At 71.2% G+C, this 15024-nt stretch carries 18 protein-coding genes; 10 read left to right on the plus strand and 8 right to left on the minus strand.

The window, feature by feature from the left end; translation table 11 throughout:
- Positions 1 to 2: 2 nt before the first annotated feature.
- Together ACFWXC_RS10150 and ACFWXC_RS10155 are read right to left on the minus strand one after the other, a co-directional pair.
- Entirely contained in the window at positions 3 to 1157 is a 1155-nt protein-coding gene (locus tag ACFWXC_RS10150; protein WP_384476013.1) for a Gfo/Idh/MocA family protein, read from the minus strand.
- Between the two features lie 98 nt (positions 1158 to 1255).
- Positions 1256 to 2008 (minus strand): SLATT domain-containing protein, encoded by a 753-nt coding sequence (locus ACFWXC_RS10155; protein WP_351708254.1) that lies wholly within the window; start codon positions 2006 to 2008, stop codon positions 1256 to 1258.
- A 304-nt stretch (positions 2009 to 2312) separates the two neighbouring features.
- Between ACFWXC_RS10155 and ACFWXC_RS10160 the strand changes: the two genes are divergently transcribed.
- The 3 genes from ACFWXC_RS10160 (at position 2313) to ACFWXC_RS10170 (ending at position 4030) form a co-directional block, all read left to right on the plus strand.
- Positions 2313 to 2657, plus strand: a complete 345-nt coding sequence (locus tag ACFWXC_RS10160; protein ID WP_351708258.1) for a YbaB/EbfC family nucleoid-associated protein — start codon at positions 2313 to 2315, stop codon at positions 2655 to 2657.
- Between the two features lie 121 nt (positions 2658 to 2778).
- Positions 2779 to 3378, plus strand: coding sequence for a recombination mediator RecR (recR, locus tag ACFWXC_RS10165; protein ID WP_384476016.1), 600 nt, complete (start codon positions 2779 to 2781; stop codon positions 3376 to 3378).
- A complete protein-coding gene (locus ACFWXC_RS10170; RefSeq protein WP_384476019.1) occupies positions 3371 to 4030 on the plus strand; it encodes a DUF5063 domain-containing protein in 660 nt (219 codons plus the stop codon). Before recR ends, ACFWXC_RS10170 begins: the two co-directional genes overlap by 8 nt.
- Positions 4031 to 4055: 25 nt before the next feature.
- On the opposite strand, the gene ACFWXC_RS10175 is transcribed toward ACFWXC_RS10170, so the two are convergent.
- From ACFWXC_RS10175 to ACFWXC_RS10190, 4 genes are all read right to left on the minus strand, one after another.
- A complete protein-coding gene (locus tag ACFWXC_RS10175) occupies positions 4056 to 4817 on the minus strand; it encodes a hypothetical protein (protein ID WP_384476022.1) in 762 nt (253 codons plus the stop codon).
- Positions 4814 to 5737 (minus strand): ABC transporter ATP-binding protein, encoded by a 924-nt coding sequence (locus tag ACFWXC_RS10180; RefSeq protein WP_384476025.1) that lies wholly within the window; start codon positions 5735 to 5737, stop codon positions 4814 to 4816. Before ACFWXC_RS10180 ends, ACFWXC_RS10175 begins: the two co-directional genes overlap by 4 nt.
- A complete protein-coding gene (locus ACFWXC_RS10185) occupies positions 5734 to 6063 on the minus strand; it encodes a hypothetical protein (protein ID WP_384476028.1) in 330 nt (109 codons plus the stop codon). Before ACFWXC_RS10185 ends, ACFWXC_RS10180 begins: the two co-directional genes overlap by 4 nt.
- A 65-nt stretch (positions 6064 to 6128) precedes the next feature.
- Positions 6129 to 6269, minus strand: coding sequence for a hypothetical protein (locus ACFWXC_RS10190; RefSeq protein WP_384476031.1), 141 nt, complete (start codon positions 6267 to 6269; stop codon positions 6129 to 6131).
- Between the two features lie 239 nt (positions 6270 to 6508).
- Between ACFWXC_RS10190 and ACFWXC_RS10195 the strand changes: the two genes are divergently transcribed.
- The 3 genes from ACFWXC_RS10195 to ACFWXC_RS10205 all read left to right on the plus strand — a co-directional run bounded on the left by ACFWXC_RS10195 (position 6509) and on the right by ACFWXC_RS10205 (position 8211).
- The gene (locus tag ACFWXC_RS10195) at positions 6509 to 7057 is read left to right on the plus strand and encodes a response regulator transcription factor (protein WP_384476034.1); all 549 of its coding nucleotides are present in this window, start codon (positions 6509 to 6511) and stop codon (positions 7055 to 7057) included.
- A gap of 309 nt (positions 7058 to 7366) precedes the next feature.
- Complete coding sequence (locus ACFWXC_RS10200) at positions 7367 to 7651, plus strand: hypothetical protein (protein WP_384476037.1); 285 nt, start codon at positions 7367 to 7369, stop codon at positions 7649 to 7651.
- 11 nt (positions 7652 to 7662) lie between these two features.
- Entirely contained in the window at positions 7663 to 8211 is a 549-nt protein-coding gene (locus ACFWXC_RS10205) for a Uma2 family endonuclease (protein WP_384476040.1), read from the plus strand.
- A gap of 18 nt (positions 8212 to 8229) precedes the next feature.
- Here ACFWXC_RS10205 and ACFWXC_RS10210 read toward each other — a convergent pair whose 3' ends face one another.
- On the minus strand, positions 8230 to 8958 hold the full coding sequence (locus ACFWXC_RS10210) for a TSUP family transporter (RefSeq protein WP_384476043.1): 729 nt from the start codon (positions 8956 to 8958) through the stop codon (positions 8230 to 8232).
- 310 nt (positions 8959 to 9268) lie between these two features.
- Here ACFWXC_RS10210 and ACFWXC_RS10215 point away from each other — a divergent pair, with 310 nt between their 5' ends.
- From ACFWXC_RS10215 to ACFWXC_RS10230, 4 genes are all read left to right on the plus strand, one after another.
- A complete protein-coding gene (locus ACFWXC_RS10215; protein ID WP_351317465.1) occupies positions 9269 to 10540 on the plus strand; it encodes an aspartate kinase in 1272 nt (423 codons plus the stop codon).
- A complete protein-coding gene (locus tag ACFWXC_RS10220) occupies positions 10537 to 11616 on the plus strand; it encodes an aspartate-semialdehyde dehydrogenase (RefSeq protein WP_384476046.1) in 1080 nt (359 codons plus the stop codon). The genes ACFWXC_RS10215 and ACFWXC_RS10220 overlap by 4 nt, the downstream gene beginning before the upstream one ends.
- A 563-nt stretch (positions 11617 to 12179) precedes the next feature.
- Positions 12180 to 12755, plus strand: coding sequence for a SigE family RNA polymerase sigma factor (locus tag ACFWXC_RS10225; RefSeq protein WP_384476140.1), 576 nt, complete (start codon positions 12180 to 12182; stop codon positions 12753 to 12755).
- 284 nt (positions 12756 to 13039) lie between these two features.
- The gene (locus tag ACFWXC_RS10230) at positions 13040 to 14131 is read left to right on the plus strand and encodes a hypothetical protein (protein ID WP_384476049.1); all 1092 of its coding nucleotides are present in this window, start codon (positions 13040 to 13042) and stop codon (positions 14129 to 14131) included.
- A gap of 34 nt (positions 14132 to 14165) precedes the next feature.
- Here ACFWXC_RS10230 and ACFWXC_RS10235 read toward each other — a convergent pair whose 3' ends face one another.
- Complete coding sequence (locus tag ACFWXC_RS10235; protein ID WP_384476052.1) at positions 14166 to 14960, minus strand: SURF1 family protein; 795 nt, start codon at positions 14958 to 14960, stop codon at positions 14166 to 14168.
- Positions 14961 to 15024: the final 64 nt, after the last annotated feature.

The raw sequence follows: 15024 nt of genomic DNA on the forward strand, positions 1-15024 counted from the left end.
GGTCAGCCGAGGCTCACCCAGGTGCCCTGGGCGGCCGAGCGGCTCATCGCGTCGAGGGCGGTCGCACTGTGCACGGCGTCCCGCAGGGTCGGGCCGTAGGCGGTGTCCTCGGCGATGGAGCGCAGGAAGTTGCGGGCCTCGACGACCTTGAGGTCGTCGTAGCCCATGGCGTTGGCCGCGCCGGGCTGGAAGGCGCCGTACTCGCCGTGCCCGGGGCCGACGTAGACCGTGCTGACGGGCTGGTCCTGGTAGGAGGTGCCGCGGCTGACGCCGAGTTCGCCCATCCGCCGGTAGTCCCAGAAGACGGCGCCCTTGGTGCCGTGCACCTCGAAGCCGTAGTTGTTCTGCTCGCCGACCGAGACCCGGCAGGCCTCCAGGACACCCCGGGCGCCGGAGGCGAAGCGCAGCAGGCAGTTGACGTAGTCCTCGTTCTCGACCGGGCCGAGTGCGCCGCCGGTGGCCAGGGTGTGGCCGGCGGTGGCGCCGGTGGGGCGGGCGCGCTCCGGGATGAAGACGGCCGTGTCGGCGGCGAGCGCGGTGATCTCGCCGAGCAGGAAGCGGGCCAGGTCGACGCCGTGCGAGGCGAGGTCGCCGAGGACCCCGCCACCGCCGCGGGCCCGCTCGTAACGCCAGGTCAGGGCGCCGTCGGGGTGGGCGGCGTAGTCGCTGAAGAGCCGGATGCGGACGTGCGTGACGGTGCCCAGGTCGCCGGAGGCGATGAGGTCACGGGCGTACGCGACGGCGGGCGCGTTGCGGTAGTTGAAGCCGACCGTGCCCTGGACGCCCGCCTTCGCGACGGCGTCGGCGACCGCGCCGGCGTCCTCGGCGGTGAGCCCGACCGGCTTCTCGATCCAGATGTGCTTGCCGGCCTCGGCCATGGCGACGCCGATCTCCCGGTGCAGGAAGTTCGGCGCGGTGATGCTGACGGCGTGGACGCGCGGGTCGGTGACGACCTCGCGCCAGTCCCGGGTGGTGGACGCGAACCCGAACTGTGCGGCGGCCTCCTCGGCCCGGCCCGGCACCTCCTCGGCGACGGTCACCAGCTCGGGGCGTACGGACAGCTGCGGGAAGTGGTGGGGGACCCGCTGGTAGGCCTGGGTGTGCACCCGTCCCATCCAGCCGAACCCGACGACGGCGACGCCGAGCGTACGCACCATGTGGCTGCCCCTCTTCGGACCGTTCCGGAGACTGTCCGCTCACGATGCGGGGCCGCTTCCATCGATGTCAAGACATTAGGCCGTCTTAACAAATCTGCTCACCGGGGCTCCGGCGGCCGCTGCCTGGGCATGTTCGGGCGGGTTCCGTTCGTGCCCGGGGGCAGCGGGAAGCGGCCGTTCAGATGTCCCGCGTCCGCGCGGGGGCCCGCCGTCACCGTCGCCTGCATGCCGAGCGGTGCCGGGCCCGTGCGGAACTCCACCATCCAGTCGGCCGTCTCCGTGCGGACCAGCTCGGTCACGTCCTCCGAGAACCGCCGCAGCACCGCCAGGCACCGCTCGGCCGCCTCGCTCGCCGTACCCTCCGCCGGTCCCAGCACCTCCCGCACGCTCTCCGCCGCCCAGTCGAACTGGAGCGCCTGAAGCCGTCGCTGCACGGCCTGCGCGGTCGCCATGTCCCTTATCCAGCCGGAGGTCACCCCGAAGAACCGGTCGATGCCGACGCACGCCACCGCCATCAGCAGCGCGAGATACCCCCAGGGCGCGACCCCGCTGACCACCCCGGTGAGGTCGAGGAGCGGCAGCGCGGCGCCCAGCACCGCGCCCACGGCCGCCCCGCACCGCAGCGCCCGGGCCCCCCGCCGTTTCCACACCCGGTCCGACAGATACCACTCGGCGGTCACCAGCGCCCCGCGCTCGACCCACCGGTACAGCTCGTCGAGCCGCTCGGCCGGTTCGCCCCAGTCCCCGAGCGGGAACGGCCGCCCGGTCAGATCACCCGGCCGCAGTCCGGCCGCACCCTCGCCCCGCCCGTCCTGAGGCGGTCCCTCGGGCTGCATCTCCGGCTGGCCCACCCGGCACTCCCTACTGATCACAACCGATCACGTTCCGTGATATCGGACTGTCATGGCGCATGGCCTCGGCCACCGCACTGGACGTGACAATGGATGCTGACGACGGGAACCCTTCCTACCGCCCAATGGGTGGCGAAGGCCTTGCTTTCGCCTCTTTTCCGCTCGTACGTGGGCCTTGATCAGGTATAGGGCCGCCAGGATTCTCACTCGAAAGAGTGGCGGGGCGATGGCTGCGCCGACCACGTAGGCTCATCCACAACAGAGCAGAACGAACCAGACACGTACGCGGACCCAGGAGCTGATCGTGATCCCCGGTGGTGGCCAGCCCAACATGCAGCAGCTGCTCCAGCAGGCCCAGAAGATGCAGGAGGACCTGGCACGGGCCCAGGAGGAGCTGGCGAACACGGAGGTCGACGGGCAGGCGGGCGGCGGCCTGGTGACGGCCACCGTGACCGGCGCCGGCGAGCTGCGCGCGCTGAAGATCGACCCGAAGGCGGTGGACCCGGACGACACCGAGACCCTCGCCGACCTGGTCGTCGCGGCCGTCCAGGCGGCCAACGCGAACGCCCAGGCGCTCCAGCAGCAGAAGCTCGGACCGCTGGCACAGGGCCTGGGCGGCGGCAGCGGCATCCCCGGTCTGCCGTTCTGATCCCACCGCCGCGATCGCGCCGTTCTGATGTTCGTCGCCCGCGCGACACCCGCACCGCCTTCCTAGGACAGGCGGCAGCCAACTACGGTACGTACCGAAAGACTCCAGGAAGGGCAGTCCGTTGTACGAAGGCGTGGTCCAGGACCTCATCGACGAGTTGGGGCGGTTGCCCGGCGTCGGTCCGAAGAGCGCGCAGCGGATCGCCTTCCACATCCTGCAGGCGGAGCCGACGGACGTACGACGGCTCGCCCAGGCCCTCCTGGAGGTGAAGGCGAAGGTCCGCTTCTGCGCGACCTGCGGCAACGTGGCACAGGAGGAGCTGTGCAACATCTGCCGCGACGCGCGCCGCGACCTGACCGTCATCTGCGTGGTCGAGGAGCCCAAGGACGTGGTCGCCATCGAGCGCACCCGTGAGTTCCGCGGCCGCTACCACGTGCTCGGCGGCGCCATCAGCCCGATCGAGGGCGTCGGCCCCGACGATCTGCGGATAAGGGAGCTGCTCGCCCGTCTGGCAGACGGCGCGGTCACCGAACTCATCCTGGCCACGGACCCGAACCTGGAGGGCGAGGCGACCGCCACCTACCTCGCCCGCATGATCAAACCCATGGGCCTGAAGGTCACCCGCCTGGCCAGCGGCCTCCCGGTGGGTGGCGACCTGGAATACGCGGACGAGGTCACCCTCGGCCGCGCCTTCGAGGGGAGACGACTCCTAGATGTCTGACGCCACACTGCACGCGACCGCCCAGGACCCCGACGACTTCGCGGTCCAGATCGCCGACCAGGTCGAGAGTTTCCTGGTGGCCGTCACGGAGGTGGCGAAGGGCGACGAGCCGGACTCGGCGGTCCCCTTCCTCCTCCTGGAGGTCTCCCAGCTGCTGCTGGCCGGCGGCCGCCTCGGCGCGCACGAGGACATCGTCCCCGACGAGCGCTACGAGCCGGACCTGGGCCCCGAGCCGGACGTCGACCAGCTCCGCGAGAACTTCGCGCGCATCCTGGAGCCCATCGACGTCTACTCCGAGGTCTTCGACCCGTACGAGCCCCGCCGGGCGCCCGTGCCGGCCCGTCTCTCGGACGACCTGGCCGACATCATCACCGACCTCCGCCACGGCATGGCCCACTACCGGGCCGGCCGCACCACGGAGGCGCTGTGGTGGTGGCAGTTCTCCTACTTCTCCAACTGGGGCCCCACCGCCTCCGCCACCCTGCGCGCCCTCCAGTCCATCCTCATCCACGTCCGCCTCAACCAGCCCCTGGCGGAGCTGGACGGCCTGGACACGGACCAGGACACGATCGGCGACGAGACCCTGGAGTTCGAGGCCGGCCAGGTCATGCAGGAGGAGATCGGCGAGTCGCTGGGGATCCGGCGGAGCTAGGGCCTGTCGGCGGCGGGAGGCGGGTTCAGAGGTCCCGTCTCCGCTGGACGGCCGTCGCGCAGACGAGGAGTGCGGCGGCCAGCACGGTCACGTACAGGACGCCGGTGAGCGCGCCGCCCGGCAGCGGGGGAGCCGCCGGGTCGCCGCTGACGGCGTTCATCGCGGTGAAGGGCAGCCAGGGCGAGACGCCGGTGCCCAGCAGCCAGTCGGCCAGCGGCCCCAGGGCGGGCTCGGCCACGAACGGCCAGACCAGGAGCAGGGTGATGGCGAGGCCGGCGCTCTTGACCAGGACGCCGACGGAGACGCCGATGGCCGCGCCGATCGCGTAGGTGAGGACGATTCCGCACAGGGTGCGCCACTCGGCGCCGGTGTCGGGCGCCAGATCCGCCCGCGGGGCCACCACCGCGGCCACCGCCAGCCCTCCCGCACACAGCACGGCACCCACGGCCACGGACCCGACGACGGTCGTCACGGCCTTGGCCCCGATCAGCCGACGCCAGTCCGGCACCGCCAGGTACGACGCCCAGATCGTTCCGGTACGGAATTCCTGGGTGGCCGTGCGGGCCGCGAGCAGCATCATCAGCGACTGGCCGAACGCCGGGCCGGTCATCGCGTCGACGAGTCCGGGCCGCTGCCCGCTCTCGGTCACGCCCACGCCGATCCCGCTGAAGGCGAGCGAGACGACCGCGGTGACCGCGAGGAACCACCAAGTGGAGGACAGCGTACGGAGCTTGACGAACTCCGCCCGCACACCCGCGGGGTCGACCACGGAACGCATCCTGCTCATGCGCGGACGTCTCCTCTGAACTCGACGGCCTGACTGGTCAGTCGGAGGAACGCGTCCTCCACGGTGGCACGGCGGGGAGTGAGCTCGAAGAGCGCGATGCCCGCGCGCAGCGCGAGGCGACCGATCTCCTCGCTGCTCAGTCCCCGTACGAGCAAGGCCGGCTGTCCGGCGTCCTCCACCGTGGCACCCCCCTCGGCCAGGGCCGTGCGCAGCCGCGCCGGGTCGTCCGCGCGGACCAGCACGGCGGGCGGTTCGGCCTGGTCGGCGGCCTGGGCGGTGAGCTCCTCGACGCTGTGCTGGGCGATGAGACGCCCCTGCCCGATGACCACGACGTGGTCGGCGGTGAGCGCCATCTCGGCGAGCAGATGACTGGAGACGAGGACGGTACGGCCCTCGGCGGCCTGGGCCCGGATCATGCCGCGCATCCACGCTATGCCTTCCGGGTCGAGGCCGTTGACGGGTTCGTCGAGCACCAGCACACGCGGCTCGCCGAGCAACGCGACGGCCAGGCCGAGCCGTTGGGCCATGCCCAGGGAGAACGTCCCGGCGGGCCGGTCGGCCACGGCGGTGAGGCCGACCTGTTCCAGCACCTCGCCGACCCGCCGCCGTTCGATCCGGTTGGCGGCCGCCAGCCACTCCAGATGCGCTCGCGCGGACCGCTTGGGGTGCGTCCAGCGGGCGTCGAGCAAGGCTCCCACGACCCGCAGGGGGTCCGGGTGCTCGTGATAGGGCCGGCCTTCGATCAGCGCGGTACCGGCATCCGGCCGGGTGAGCCCGAGCAGCATGCGCAACGTCGTCGTCTTCCCCGCCCCATTGGGGCCGAGAAAGCCGGTGACGGTCCCGGGGGCCACGGTGAAGGACAGCTCGTCGACGACGCGCTTCTTCCCGTACGACTTGGAGAGCGAGCTGACGTCGATCACGAGAGCGGCCAGCCGTGGTTCAGCCAGAAGACGAACCCGGCGGCGATCAGCAGCACCGGCGCGAACACGCCCCCGACGCCCGGCTTCTGCCGGGTCACCGCGCACCACACGGCCATGCACAGGGGCGGGACCCAGCCGAGGAAGTACAGAGTCCATCCGATGCGTTCGCCGGTGTCATCGCGCAGAAGGAAGAAGAAGAGAAAGGCGCAGCCGGCGAAGAGGGCGGGAGAACCCCAGAGGTTGTCCGCCACGATCTGCCCGCGCGACTTCCGGGGCGTGTCCTGCCCCATGTCCTGCCCCATGTCCTGACCGATGTCCTGCCCCATGTCCGTTCCTGGTCGGCTGCTGAAGGTCCGGGGGCTCCCGCAGGAGCCCCCGGGGGTGCGTGAGGTCAGACGACCTGGTTGGCCAGCCATTCGATGAGCTGGATGACGATGTACTCCGGCGAAGCCTTGATGGCCCACTTCACCGGGTTGAAGTTGGAGAGGCCGTTCACCCACTTCGTGAAGGCACTGAGCTTGCCCAGCGCCACGCGCTTGCCCTCGGCCTGCGCCTCCGCCTGGGACGACGACGTTGCGGTTGTGGAGCCGAGGAAGATCCTTACGCGTGTGGACCGCCGCCGGTATCCGCCGACCGACCCCCTCCGCCCGGACGATGGGCGGTGCCGTGGGAGGTGAAGATCTCGCGGACCTTTCAAGTGGCCGCAGTTACCCTGTACATGACCTTTTAACAACTCAATGCAGTTACCAGGGGGAAACTTTGATCCGGGTGATGCTCGCCATGGACGAGTTGTTGCTGCGCACGCGTGTCGAGGGCCAACTCCGAGGAGCCGACGGCATCCACGTGGTCGCGGCCGTCGGGGCCTGGCCCACCCGGGAGTTCGTCGGCAGTGTGCGGCCCGACGTCCTCCTGGCCGAGGCGGCCGGCGCGCCCTGGGCCAGGGCGGCCCACGACCATCTCGCGCAGACGGCACCGCTCGTCCTCGTCGGACCGGGACACTGCGGCCGCACGAACGAGGACGACCGGTCGGGCTCCCCTCGTCTCCTGCTGAACTGCACGGCGTCCGCAGCCGAGTTGGCGGCGGCCGTCCGCTCCCTCGCCGCACACCCGGCGAGCCCGGAACCCCGCACCCTCCTCTCACCCCGGGAACGGGAGGTCCTCTCCCTCCTCGTCGAGGGCCGCACCAACCCCCAGATCGCCCACTCCCTCTTCCTCAGCCCCACCACGGTCAAGTCCCACGTCAGCACGATCCTCCGCAAGCTCGGCGTGGAGAACCGGGTCCAGCTCGCGGCACTGCACGCGATGTCGACGGCGTCGTGACCGCCCGGTTCGGCCCGGAGCCCGAGCCCCGGGCTCCGGGCTCCGAGCTCTTCCCTTGGGTTTTGGGTTGGTTTGGAACAACCCAACCAACCAAGTCTGTAGGTGAGTTGAAGCCACCTACCTCGAAAGAGTGACGTTCCGTGATCGGCTTGCGTCGGAACGTAAAGGCGCTCTAGGTTCGCGGCAAACAGATCGGCCCCGGTCGGTGCTGGAACACCGGCTCCGGGGCCTGGACCTACACATCGAAAGAGGCCTTCGGTGGTGGCTTGCGCCCACCCTAGCCCTGCCCTGCCGTCCCCGTCGCACCCCATGGCCAGAACGGGGTACGGGAAGCGTTCCGCGGGTGACGAAGCCCCGCACGCCGATGCGGACTTCGCGCACCTGAGCCCCCGCGACCGCGACCTCGCCGTCTTCATCGACCATCTCCACGAGGGCCACGCGATGGGCTACAAGGCGCTCGCCGCCGAGCACCCCCGCTACGGCCAGCAGGCCTGCCGCACCTCGCTGCGCTGGATCACGCTCGCCGGCCATCTGCGGTGGATCAAGGAGCACATCACCGTCGAGGCCCTGCGGCGCGCGGCGGGACTGCGGTGAACCGACCGCAGATGACCGTCGAGGATTTGGAGGAGCTCGAACGCAGTGCCCCGGAGACGGTGTGGCTGGAGTTCATCGGCGGTCGGCTGGCGGTGAAACGCGGGCCGGACGGAAACCGCAGCGAGATCCTCGCTTGGTTGCAGAGACTGTGGACAGAGGAGCCGCGAGGCCTGTGGCTGTACGGGTTCCGGGGCGTGCGTAGCGGAGCCGGTGGTGCGGACCGGGCGCGCGTCGACGGCGTGCTGGCACCAGCCGGGCATTTCACGGGCCATGGTGAGTGGTCCGAGCCCGACGGCGTGCTCATGGTCGTCGCGATCACCGCAGACGACCATGACTCGGACCGGCACACGCGTACGGCGAAGCCTCCTTGCTACGCCGCGGCCGGCATCCCCGTCCACCTCCTCATCGACCGCGACGACTGCTCGGTCGTCGTCTTCAGCCAACCGGAGGACGGTCGCTACCGGCACGAGGAGAAACTGCCGTTCGGAGCGGCCGTGAAGCTTCCGGAACCGGTGAACTTCACTCTCGACACGGAGCTCCTCAAGGAGTTCGTGGACTGAGTCGCCGTGCCGCGACCGTCACAGCGTCCACACCCCCTTCGTGACCGCCGTGACCCCGCCCGCCAGGGCCAGGGCGAGGACCAGGCGGCGGGCGTGGTGTTCGGGCAGGCGGTCGCCCACCGTTCTGCCGATCACGCCGCCCCATGCCATCGCCCCGGCCACCGCTGTCCACTCCCCGGCACTCAGCCCCGGCACCCCGTTCGCCGTCACCGAGAACGCGTTGACGACCACGCCGTAGAACTGCGCGTTGGGGACGAACTCCCGTACCGTCCAGCCCGCGTTGAGCGCGTAGAGGGAGACCGGGGGGCCGCCCACGCCCGCCGCCGAGTTCATGAAGCCGCCCACCGCGCCGGCCGTCAGTGCCCCCGCCCTGCCGTGCAGCGCGGGGAGCCGGGCGCCCCGCATGACCAGCACGACCGCTGCCGTCACCAGGGCGCCCATCATCAACAGGAGCAATGGCTGCGGGAGGTGGTGGGTGACCCAGGTGCCCGCCGGGACCGTGCAGGCCGCCGCCGCGCACAGCGGGACCATCGCCGCCGGGCGGACCCGGCGCCAGCCGCCCGCCAGGCCCACCACGCTGATCGCGCCCGCCGCGCAGTTCGCCAGGGCGACCCCCTGGGCCGGGCCGAGCAGCAGGATCAGGGCCGGTACGGCGACCAGCGCGAAACCCATTCCGGTCAGCCACTGCACGCTCGCGCCCAGCAGCACGATGCCGGAGAGAAGGAGGAGAAGGATCGGCGCCGTCATGGTGTACCTGCTTACACCGACGGTCCAGGAGCGCGCTCCCTCGTCGCGGTCCTTGACCGCCGCCGGGATGGGCGTCGTCTCGCTCCGTGCCGGGGTCGGTCCGCTCCGGAGCTGAGGAAACGCGCATGTACGGGCGGCACTGTGAGCCACCGCACTTTTCCGCGTGGTGTGCCGTGCACGGGGCATGTTCCGTCCCGGAAGCGAGCGGCGGAACACCCCGCCAGGACGTCTCACCATGCGGGAGCACGCTGGTGGAATTCGACCGCTCGTTAAACTGAGCCGACAGAGACAAACCGAGCGAGGAGCGCACGTGGGCCTTGTCGTGCAGAAGTACGGAGGTTCCTCCGTTGCCGATGCCGAGGGCATCAAGCGCGTCGCCAAGCGAATCGTGGAAGCGAAGAAGAACGGCAACCAGGTGGTTGTCGTCGTTTCCGCGATGGGCGACACGACGGACGAGCTGATCGATCTGGCCGAGCAGGTGTCCCCGATGCCTGCCGGGCGTGAGTTCGACATGCTGCTGACCGCCGGAGAGCGGATCTCCATGGCACTGCTGGCCATGGCGATCAAAAACCTGGGCCACGAGGCCCAGTCGTTCACCGGCAGCCAGGCAGGCGTCATCACCGACTCGGTCCACAACAAAGCCCGGATCATCGACGTCACGCCGGGGCGGATCAGGACGGCGCTGGACGAGGGCAACATCGCCATCGTGGCCGGGTTCCAGGGCGTCAGCGCGGACAAGAAGGACATCACCACGCTGGGGCGCGGCGGGTCCGACACCACGGCCGTGGCGCTGGCCGCCGCGCTCGACGCCGAGGTCTGCGAGATCTACACCGACGTCGACGGTGTGTTCACCGCCGACCCGCGCGTGGTGAAGAAGGCGCGGAAGATCGACTGGATCTCCTTCGAGGACATGCTGGAGCTCGCCGCCTCCGGTTCCAAGGTGCTGCTCCACCGCTGTGTGGAGTACGCCCGCCGCTACAACATCCCGATCCACGTCCGGTCCAGCTTCAGCGGACTTCAGGGCACGTGGGTCAGCAGTCAGCCGATTGGGGACAAGAAGGTGGAGCAGGCCATCATCTCCGGTGTCGCGCACGACACCTCCGAGGCCAAGATCACGGTCGTCGGTGTGCCGGACAAGCCGGGTGAGGCCGCCGCGATCTTCCGGACCATCGCCGACGCCCAGGTCAACATCGACATGGTCGTGCAGAACGTGTCCGCCGCCGCCACCGGCCTGACGGACATCTCCTTCACGCTGCCGAAGACCGAGGGCCGCAAGGCCATCGACGCCCTGGAGCGCAACCGGCCGGGCATCGGCTTCGACTCGCTCCGGTACGACGACCAGATCGGCAAGATCTCGCTGGTCGGCGCGGGTATGAAGACCAACCCCGGGGTCACCGCCTCGTTCTTCGAGGCGCTGTCCGACGCGGGCGTGAACATCGAGCTGATCTCGACCTCCGAGATCCGTATCTCGGTCGTCACCCGCGCCGACGACGTGCCGGAGGCCGTGCGCGCCGTGCACACCGCCTTCGGGCTCGACTCCGACAGCGACGAGGCCGTGGTCTACGGAGGCACCGGCCGATGACTGCCAAGCCGACGCTCGCGGTCGTGGGGGCGACCGGGGCCGTCGGCACGGTCATGCTCCAGATCCTGTCCCAGCGGGCGGACGTCTGGGGCGAGATCCGCCTGATCGCCTCCGCGCGCTCGGCCGGCCGCAAGCTGACCGTGCGCGGGGAGGAGGTCGAGGTCGTCGCCCTGTCGGAGGAGGCCTTCGACGGGATCGACGTCGCGATGTTCGACGTACCCGACGAGGTGTCCGCGCGCTGGGCGCCGATCGCCGCGGCCAAGGGTGTCGTCGTGGTGGACAACTCCGGGGCCTTCCGGATGGACCCCGAGGTGCCCCTGGTGGTGCCCGAGGTCAATCCGCACTGCGCCCGCAGCCGGCCGCGCGGGATCATCGCCAACCCCAACTGCACCACCCTGTCGATGATCGTCGCCCTGGGCGCGCTGCACGCCGAGTTCGGGCTGCGCGAGCTGGTGGTGTCGTCGTACCAGGCGGTGAGCGGGGCCGGGCGGGCCGGCGTGGACACGCTGCGGGCCCAGCTGTCGATGGTCGCCGGTACGGAGCTGGGCACCAAGCCCGGTGACGTGCGGCGGGCCGTCGGGGACCTGACCGGGCCGTTCCCGGAGCCGGTCGCGCTGAACGTCGTACCGTGGGCCGGGTCGCTGCGCGAGGACGGCTGGTCGTCGGAGGAGATGAAGGTGCGGGACGAGTCCCGCAAGATCCTCGGGCTGCCGAAGCTGCCGGTCGCGGTGACCTGCGTCCGGGTCCCGGTCATCACCACGCACTCGCTGACCGTGCACGCCCGGTTCCAGGGCGAGGTCACGGTCGACGGGGCCCGGGAGATCCTGGACACCGCCCCGGGTGTCGTCCTCTTCGACAACCCGGCCGCCGGGGAGTTCCCGACACCCGCCGACGTCGTGGGCACCGATCCGACCTGGGTCGGGCGGGTACGGCGGGCGCTCGACGACCCGACCGCGCTGGAGCTCTTCGTCTGCGGGGACAACCTGCGCAAGGGGGCCGCGCTGAACACCGCGCAGATCGCCGAGCTGGTGGCGGCGGAACTGACTGGCCGTTCAGGTACGGCGGAGTTTGCGTGAACAGCCGGTGACCACGGCAAACGTCCTGGGTGGGAGCGGGCCCATGCGTAGGGTCAGTGTAAGAAATGTGGCCATGAGCATGGTCCAAACCACTTGAATCCCGACCCCTCGGCGTTCGAAGATTTTCCTCCCCGTCCTCCGCAACCACGCGGACGGCGGGGAGCGTCTTTGCGGTCGCCCTCTTACTGGGCGCTTACGCGGCCGGCCTTCGGGCCGTGAGGACGCATGATCCTGGCGTGGGGACGCCGTGATCAGGGCGTGGGGACGCCCGTTCAAATGGGACACAAGGGAAGAGCGGGACGCATGACGGCATGTGAGGCACCGTCTGGTGTAATGCCGGACGCGCGGAGAACGGTCTGGACCGCGCCGGCCGGCCCACCCGGCATGCCCGGCGCGACCCCGCCCGGCGCGCCTGACACGAAAGTAATGCCCGACACGTACAACCCCGACGGGGGTAGGCGTGTCCAACTGGCGTGGCAGAGGTACTCGAACTCAGTGCGCCCCTCGGCGCGACGGCCTTGCGGCCGCCCCGCGCGGGCCTGCGCCCCGGCGCGGCCGGCGGCATGCCGGTGATCGCGCCCATGCCCGCAGCGCGGCCCACCCGCATACCCAGCCAGCGCGACGGCGGTGAGGAGACGGCGGCGGCCGGTACCACCGTCGACCACCTCACCGAGACCTACCGGGCGCACTACCGTTCGCTCCTCGGCCTCGCCGCGCTCCTCCTCGACGACACCGCCTCCTGCGAGGACGTCGTCCAGGAGGCGTTCATCCGCGTCCACTCCGCCCGCAAACGCGTCCGCGACCCGGAGAAGACCCTGGCCTATCTCCGCCAGACGGTCGTCAACCTCTCCCGCTCCGCGCTGCGCCGCCGCATCCTCGGCCTCAAGCTCCTCTCCAAGCCGATGCCCGACATGGCGAGCGCCGAGGAGGGCGCGTACGACCAGCTGGAGCGGCGCGACCTGATCAAGGCGATGAAGGGCCTGCAGCGCCGCCAGCGCGAGGTCCTCGTGCTGCGCTACTTCGCCGACATGACCGAGGCCCAGGTCGCCGAGACGCTCGGCATATCGCTGGGCTCGGTGAAGGCGTACGGCTCGCGCGGCATCGCGGCGCTGCGGGTCGTGATGGAGGCGTCGGCATGACGGACAGCCCCGAGGGAGGCGACTCACATGATCGCCACGAGCCCTACGCTTGGCACGAGCCGACACCGGACGGTGCGCCGAGGGACGGTGCGCCGCGCGGCGCCGGTCACGAACCGCACGGTTCTCACGGTCCAGGGGAACCACACGGTTCTCACGGTCCTGGGGAACCGCAGGGTTCTCCCGGTGCGGGGGAGCCGGTGCGGGATCATGAACCTGCCGGTCGGCGAGAGCCGGCGCGGGACCACGAGCAAGAGCACACGCAATCGCACGCTGGGAACGGAACTGTGAACCACGGCCCCGACGACAAGGGCCCCGAGGAGCTCGGGCAGGGCTTCGACGGGCTCGGCCCCGGGCATGACGGGCTCGGCGGCGACGAACTGGCCCTGCGCCGGATGCTGCACTCCGCGGTCGACGATCTCGCACCGCGCGACGGCGTCCTCGACCACCTGCGCCGCGCGGTGCCGGCCCGCCGGGCCCGCAAGCGCCAGGCCGCGGTCGGCATGGCGGCCGCCGCCCTCTTCATCGGCACCGCGATCCCCGCCCTCGTGCACGTCTCCAACTCCGGCGGCACCGACCCCAACACCTCCATGGCCGGCCAGGCCTCCCAGGCCCAGGGCGGCGCCACCGGCGGCAAGAACCCGGACGGCGGCTCCAGCACCTCCGGCGGCACCGGCGGCCAGGCCGCCAGCCAGCATCCGGGCGGCACCAAGGGCAGCGGCAAGGACGACAGCACCGGCTCCGTCGGCGGCACCAAGGTCGTCCCCTCGGCCAGCGCGGGCACCACGGCCCCGGTCTGCACCTCGGACCAGCTCGCCACCCCGACCTCCACCGTCGACGCCCCCGACTCGACGGGCGTCGTCTACGGCACCTTCCGCGTCGTGAACGTCTCGCAGACGAGCTGTACGGTCGGCGGCCCCGGCAGCGTGGGCCTGCTCGCGCAGGGTGCGGCCGACGCCACCAAGCTCGGCACGGCCCGGCACGTCTCGGGCGACGCGGCGGCCGGGCTCCCCGACCCGTCCACCGAGCTGACCGGCCTGGTCCTGGCCCCCGGCGCGGCCTACGACGAGAAGTTCGGCTTCGTCCCCCTGGAGACCTGCCCGACCAGCGGCTCCGGCACCGACGGCTCCACCGACACCGGCGGCACCGGCGGCAGCACGCCCTCCCCGACCCCTTCCGAGGACCCCGGCACCAGCACCGGTACGACCACGTCCGGGTCGGACGGCGTCACCACCCAGCTGCTCACCGAGGACGGCACGGCCGACGGCAGCGTCGCGATCTCGTACACCCCGGAGGCCGGGTCCCCGACCGGCTCCGCGACGGTGACGAACGCGTGCGCCGGGACGGTGTACTGGACCGGGGTCCTGCCGGCGGTGTGACCGGCGCCGCGGGGGCGGCGCCGACCGGCGTCCGTCAGACGGCGGTCGGCTGCTGGGCCCGGGGCTCCTCGTCCGGAACCAGGCCGAGCGCCGCGTCCCGGGCGAACTCCGCCTCGCGGCGCAGCAGCCGGAACCACATGAACACCGTGAACCCCGCGAACACGAACCACTCGCCGGTGTAGCCGAGGTTCTGGAACGCCTTCAGGTCGAGCCCCGAGTTGTCCGGCGCGGTCGCCGGCACGGCCGTCATCCCCGAGTCGGCCTTGTCCAGCGTGATCCACGCGTCGTACACCCGGTACGGCACCAGGTTCACCAGCGAGGCCGAGCTGATCGCCGCCGTCTGTCCCGACGGCAGCCCGCCCTGGGCGCTGACGCCGTTGTCCCCCGGGGTCTCGGAGGCCTGGAGCGCGCCGGTGACGGTGACCTCGCCGGCCGGCGGGGCGGGCGCCTCGGCCGCGTCGGCCCGGCCGGGCAGCCAGCCGCGGACCACGGGCAGGGCCTGGCCGGAGTCGGTGCGCAGCAGGGTCAGAACGTAGAAGCCGTCCTTGCCGTCGAGCTGCCGGTCGGGCACCAGCAGCTGCTTGGCGTACCGGCCGCTGACGGTGGCCCGCTTGCCGGAGGTCGACTGGTCGACGGGGAGCAGATCGGCCAGGGGCCGGGCCGCTTCCGTCCGGGCGGCCTCGACCTGCTTGTCGGCGCTGCGGTGCGCCTCGACCCGCGACTCGAAGCGGCTCAGCTGCCACGACCCCATGAAGATGCAGAACGGGATGGCGAGCAGCACGAAGACGTTGATGCCCCACCAACGGGGTGTCAGCAGAAAGCGGTACACGCCGTCCACGGTACGGGGCGCTTTGCGGGGGGTTGGGAGTGGGGTCGGCCCGGCGCACGCGGCC

This window comes from Streptomyces sp. NPDC058683, assembly GCF_042716195.1.
Classification (GTDB): domain Bacteria; phylum Actinomycetota; class Actinomycetes; order Streptomycetales; family Streptomycetaceae; genus Streptomyces.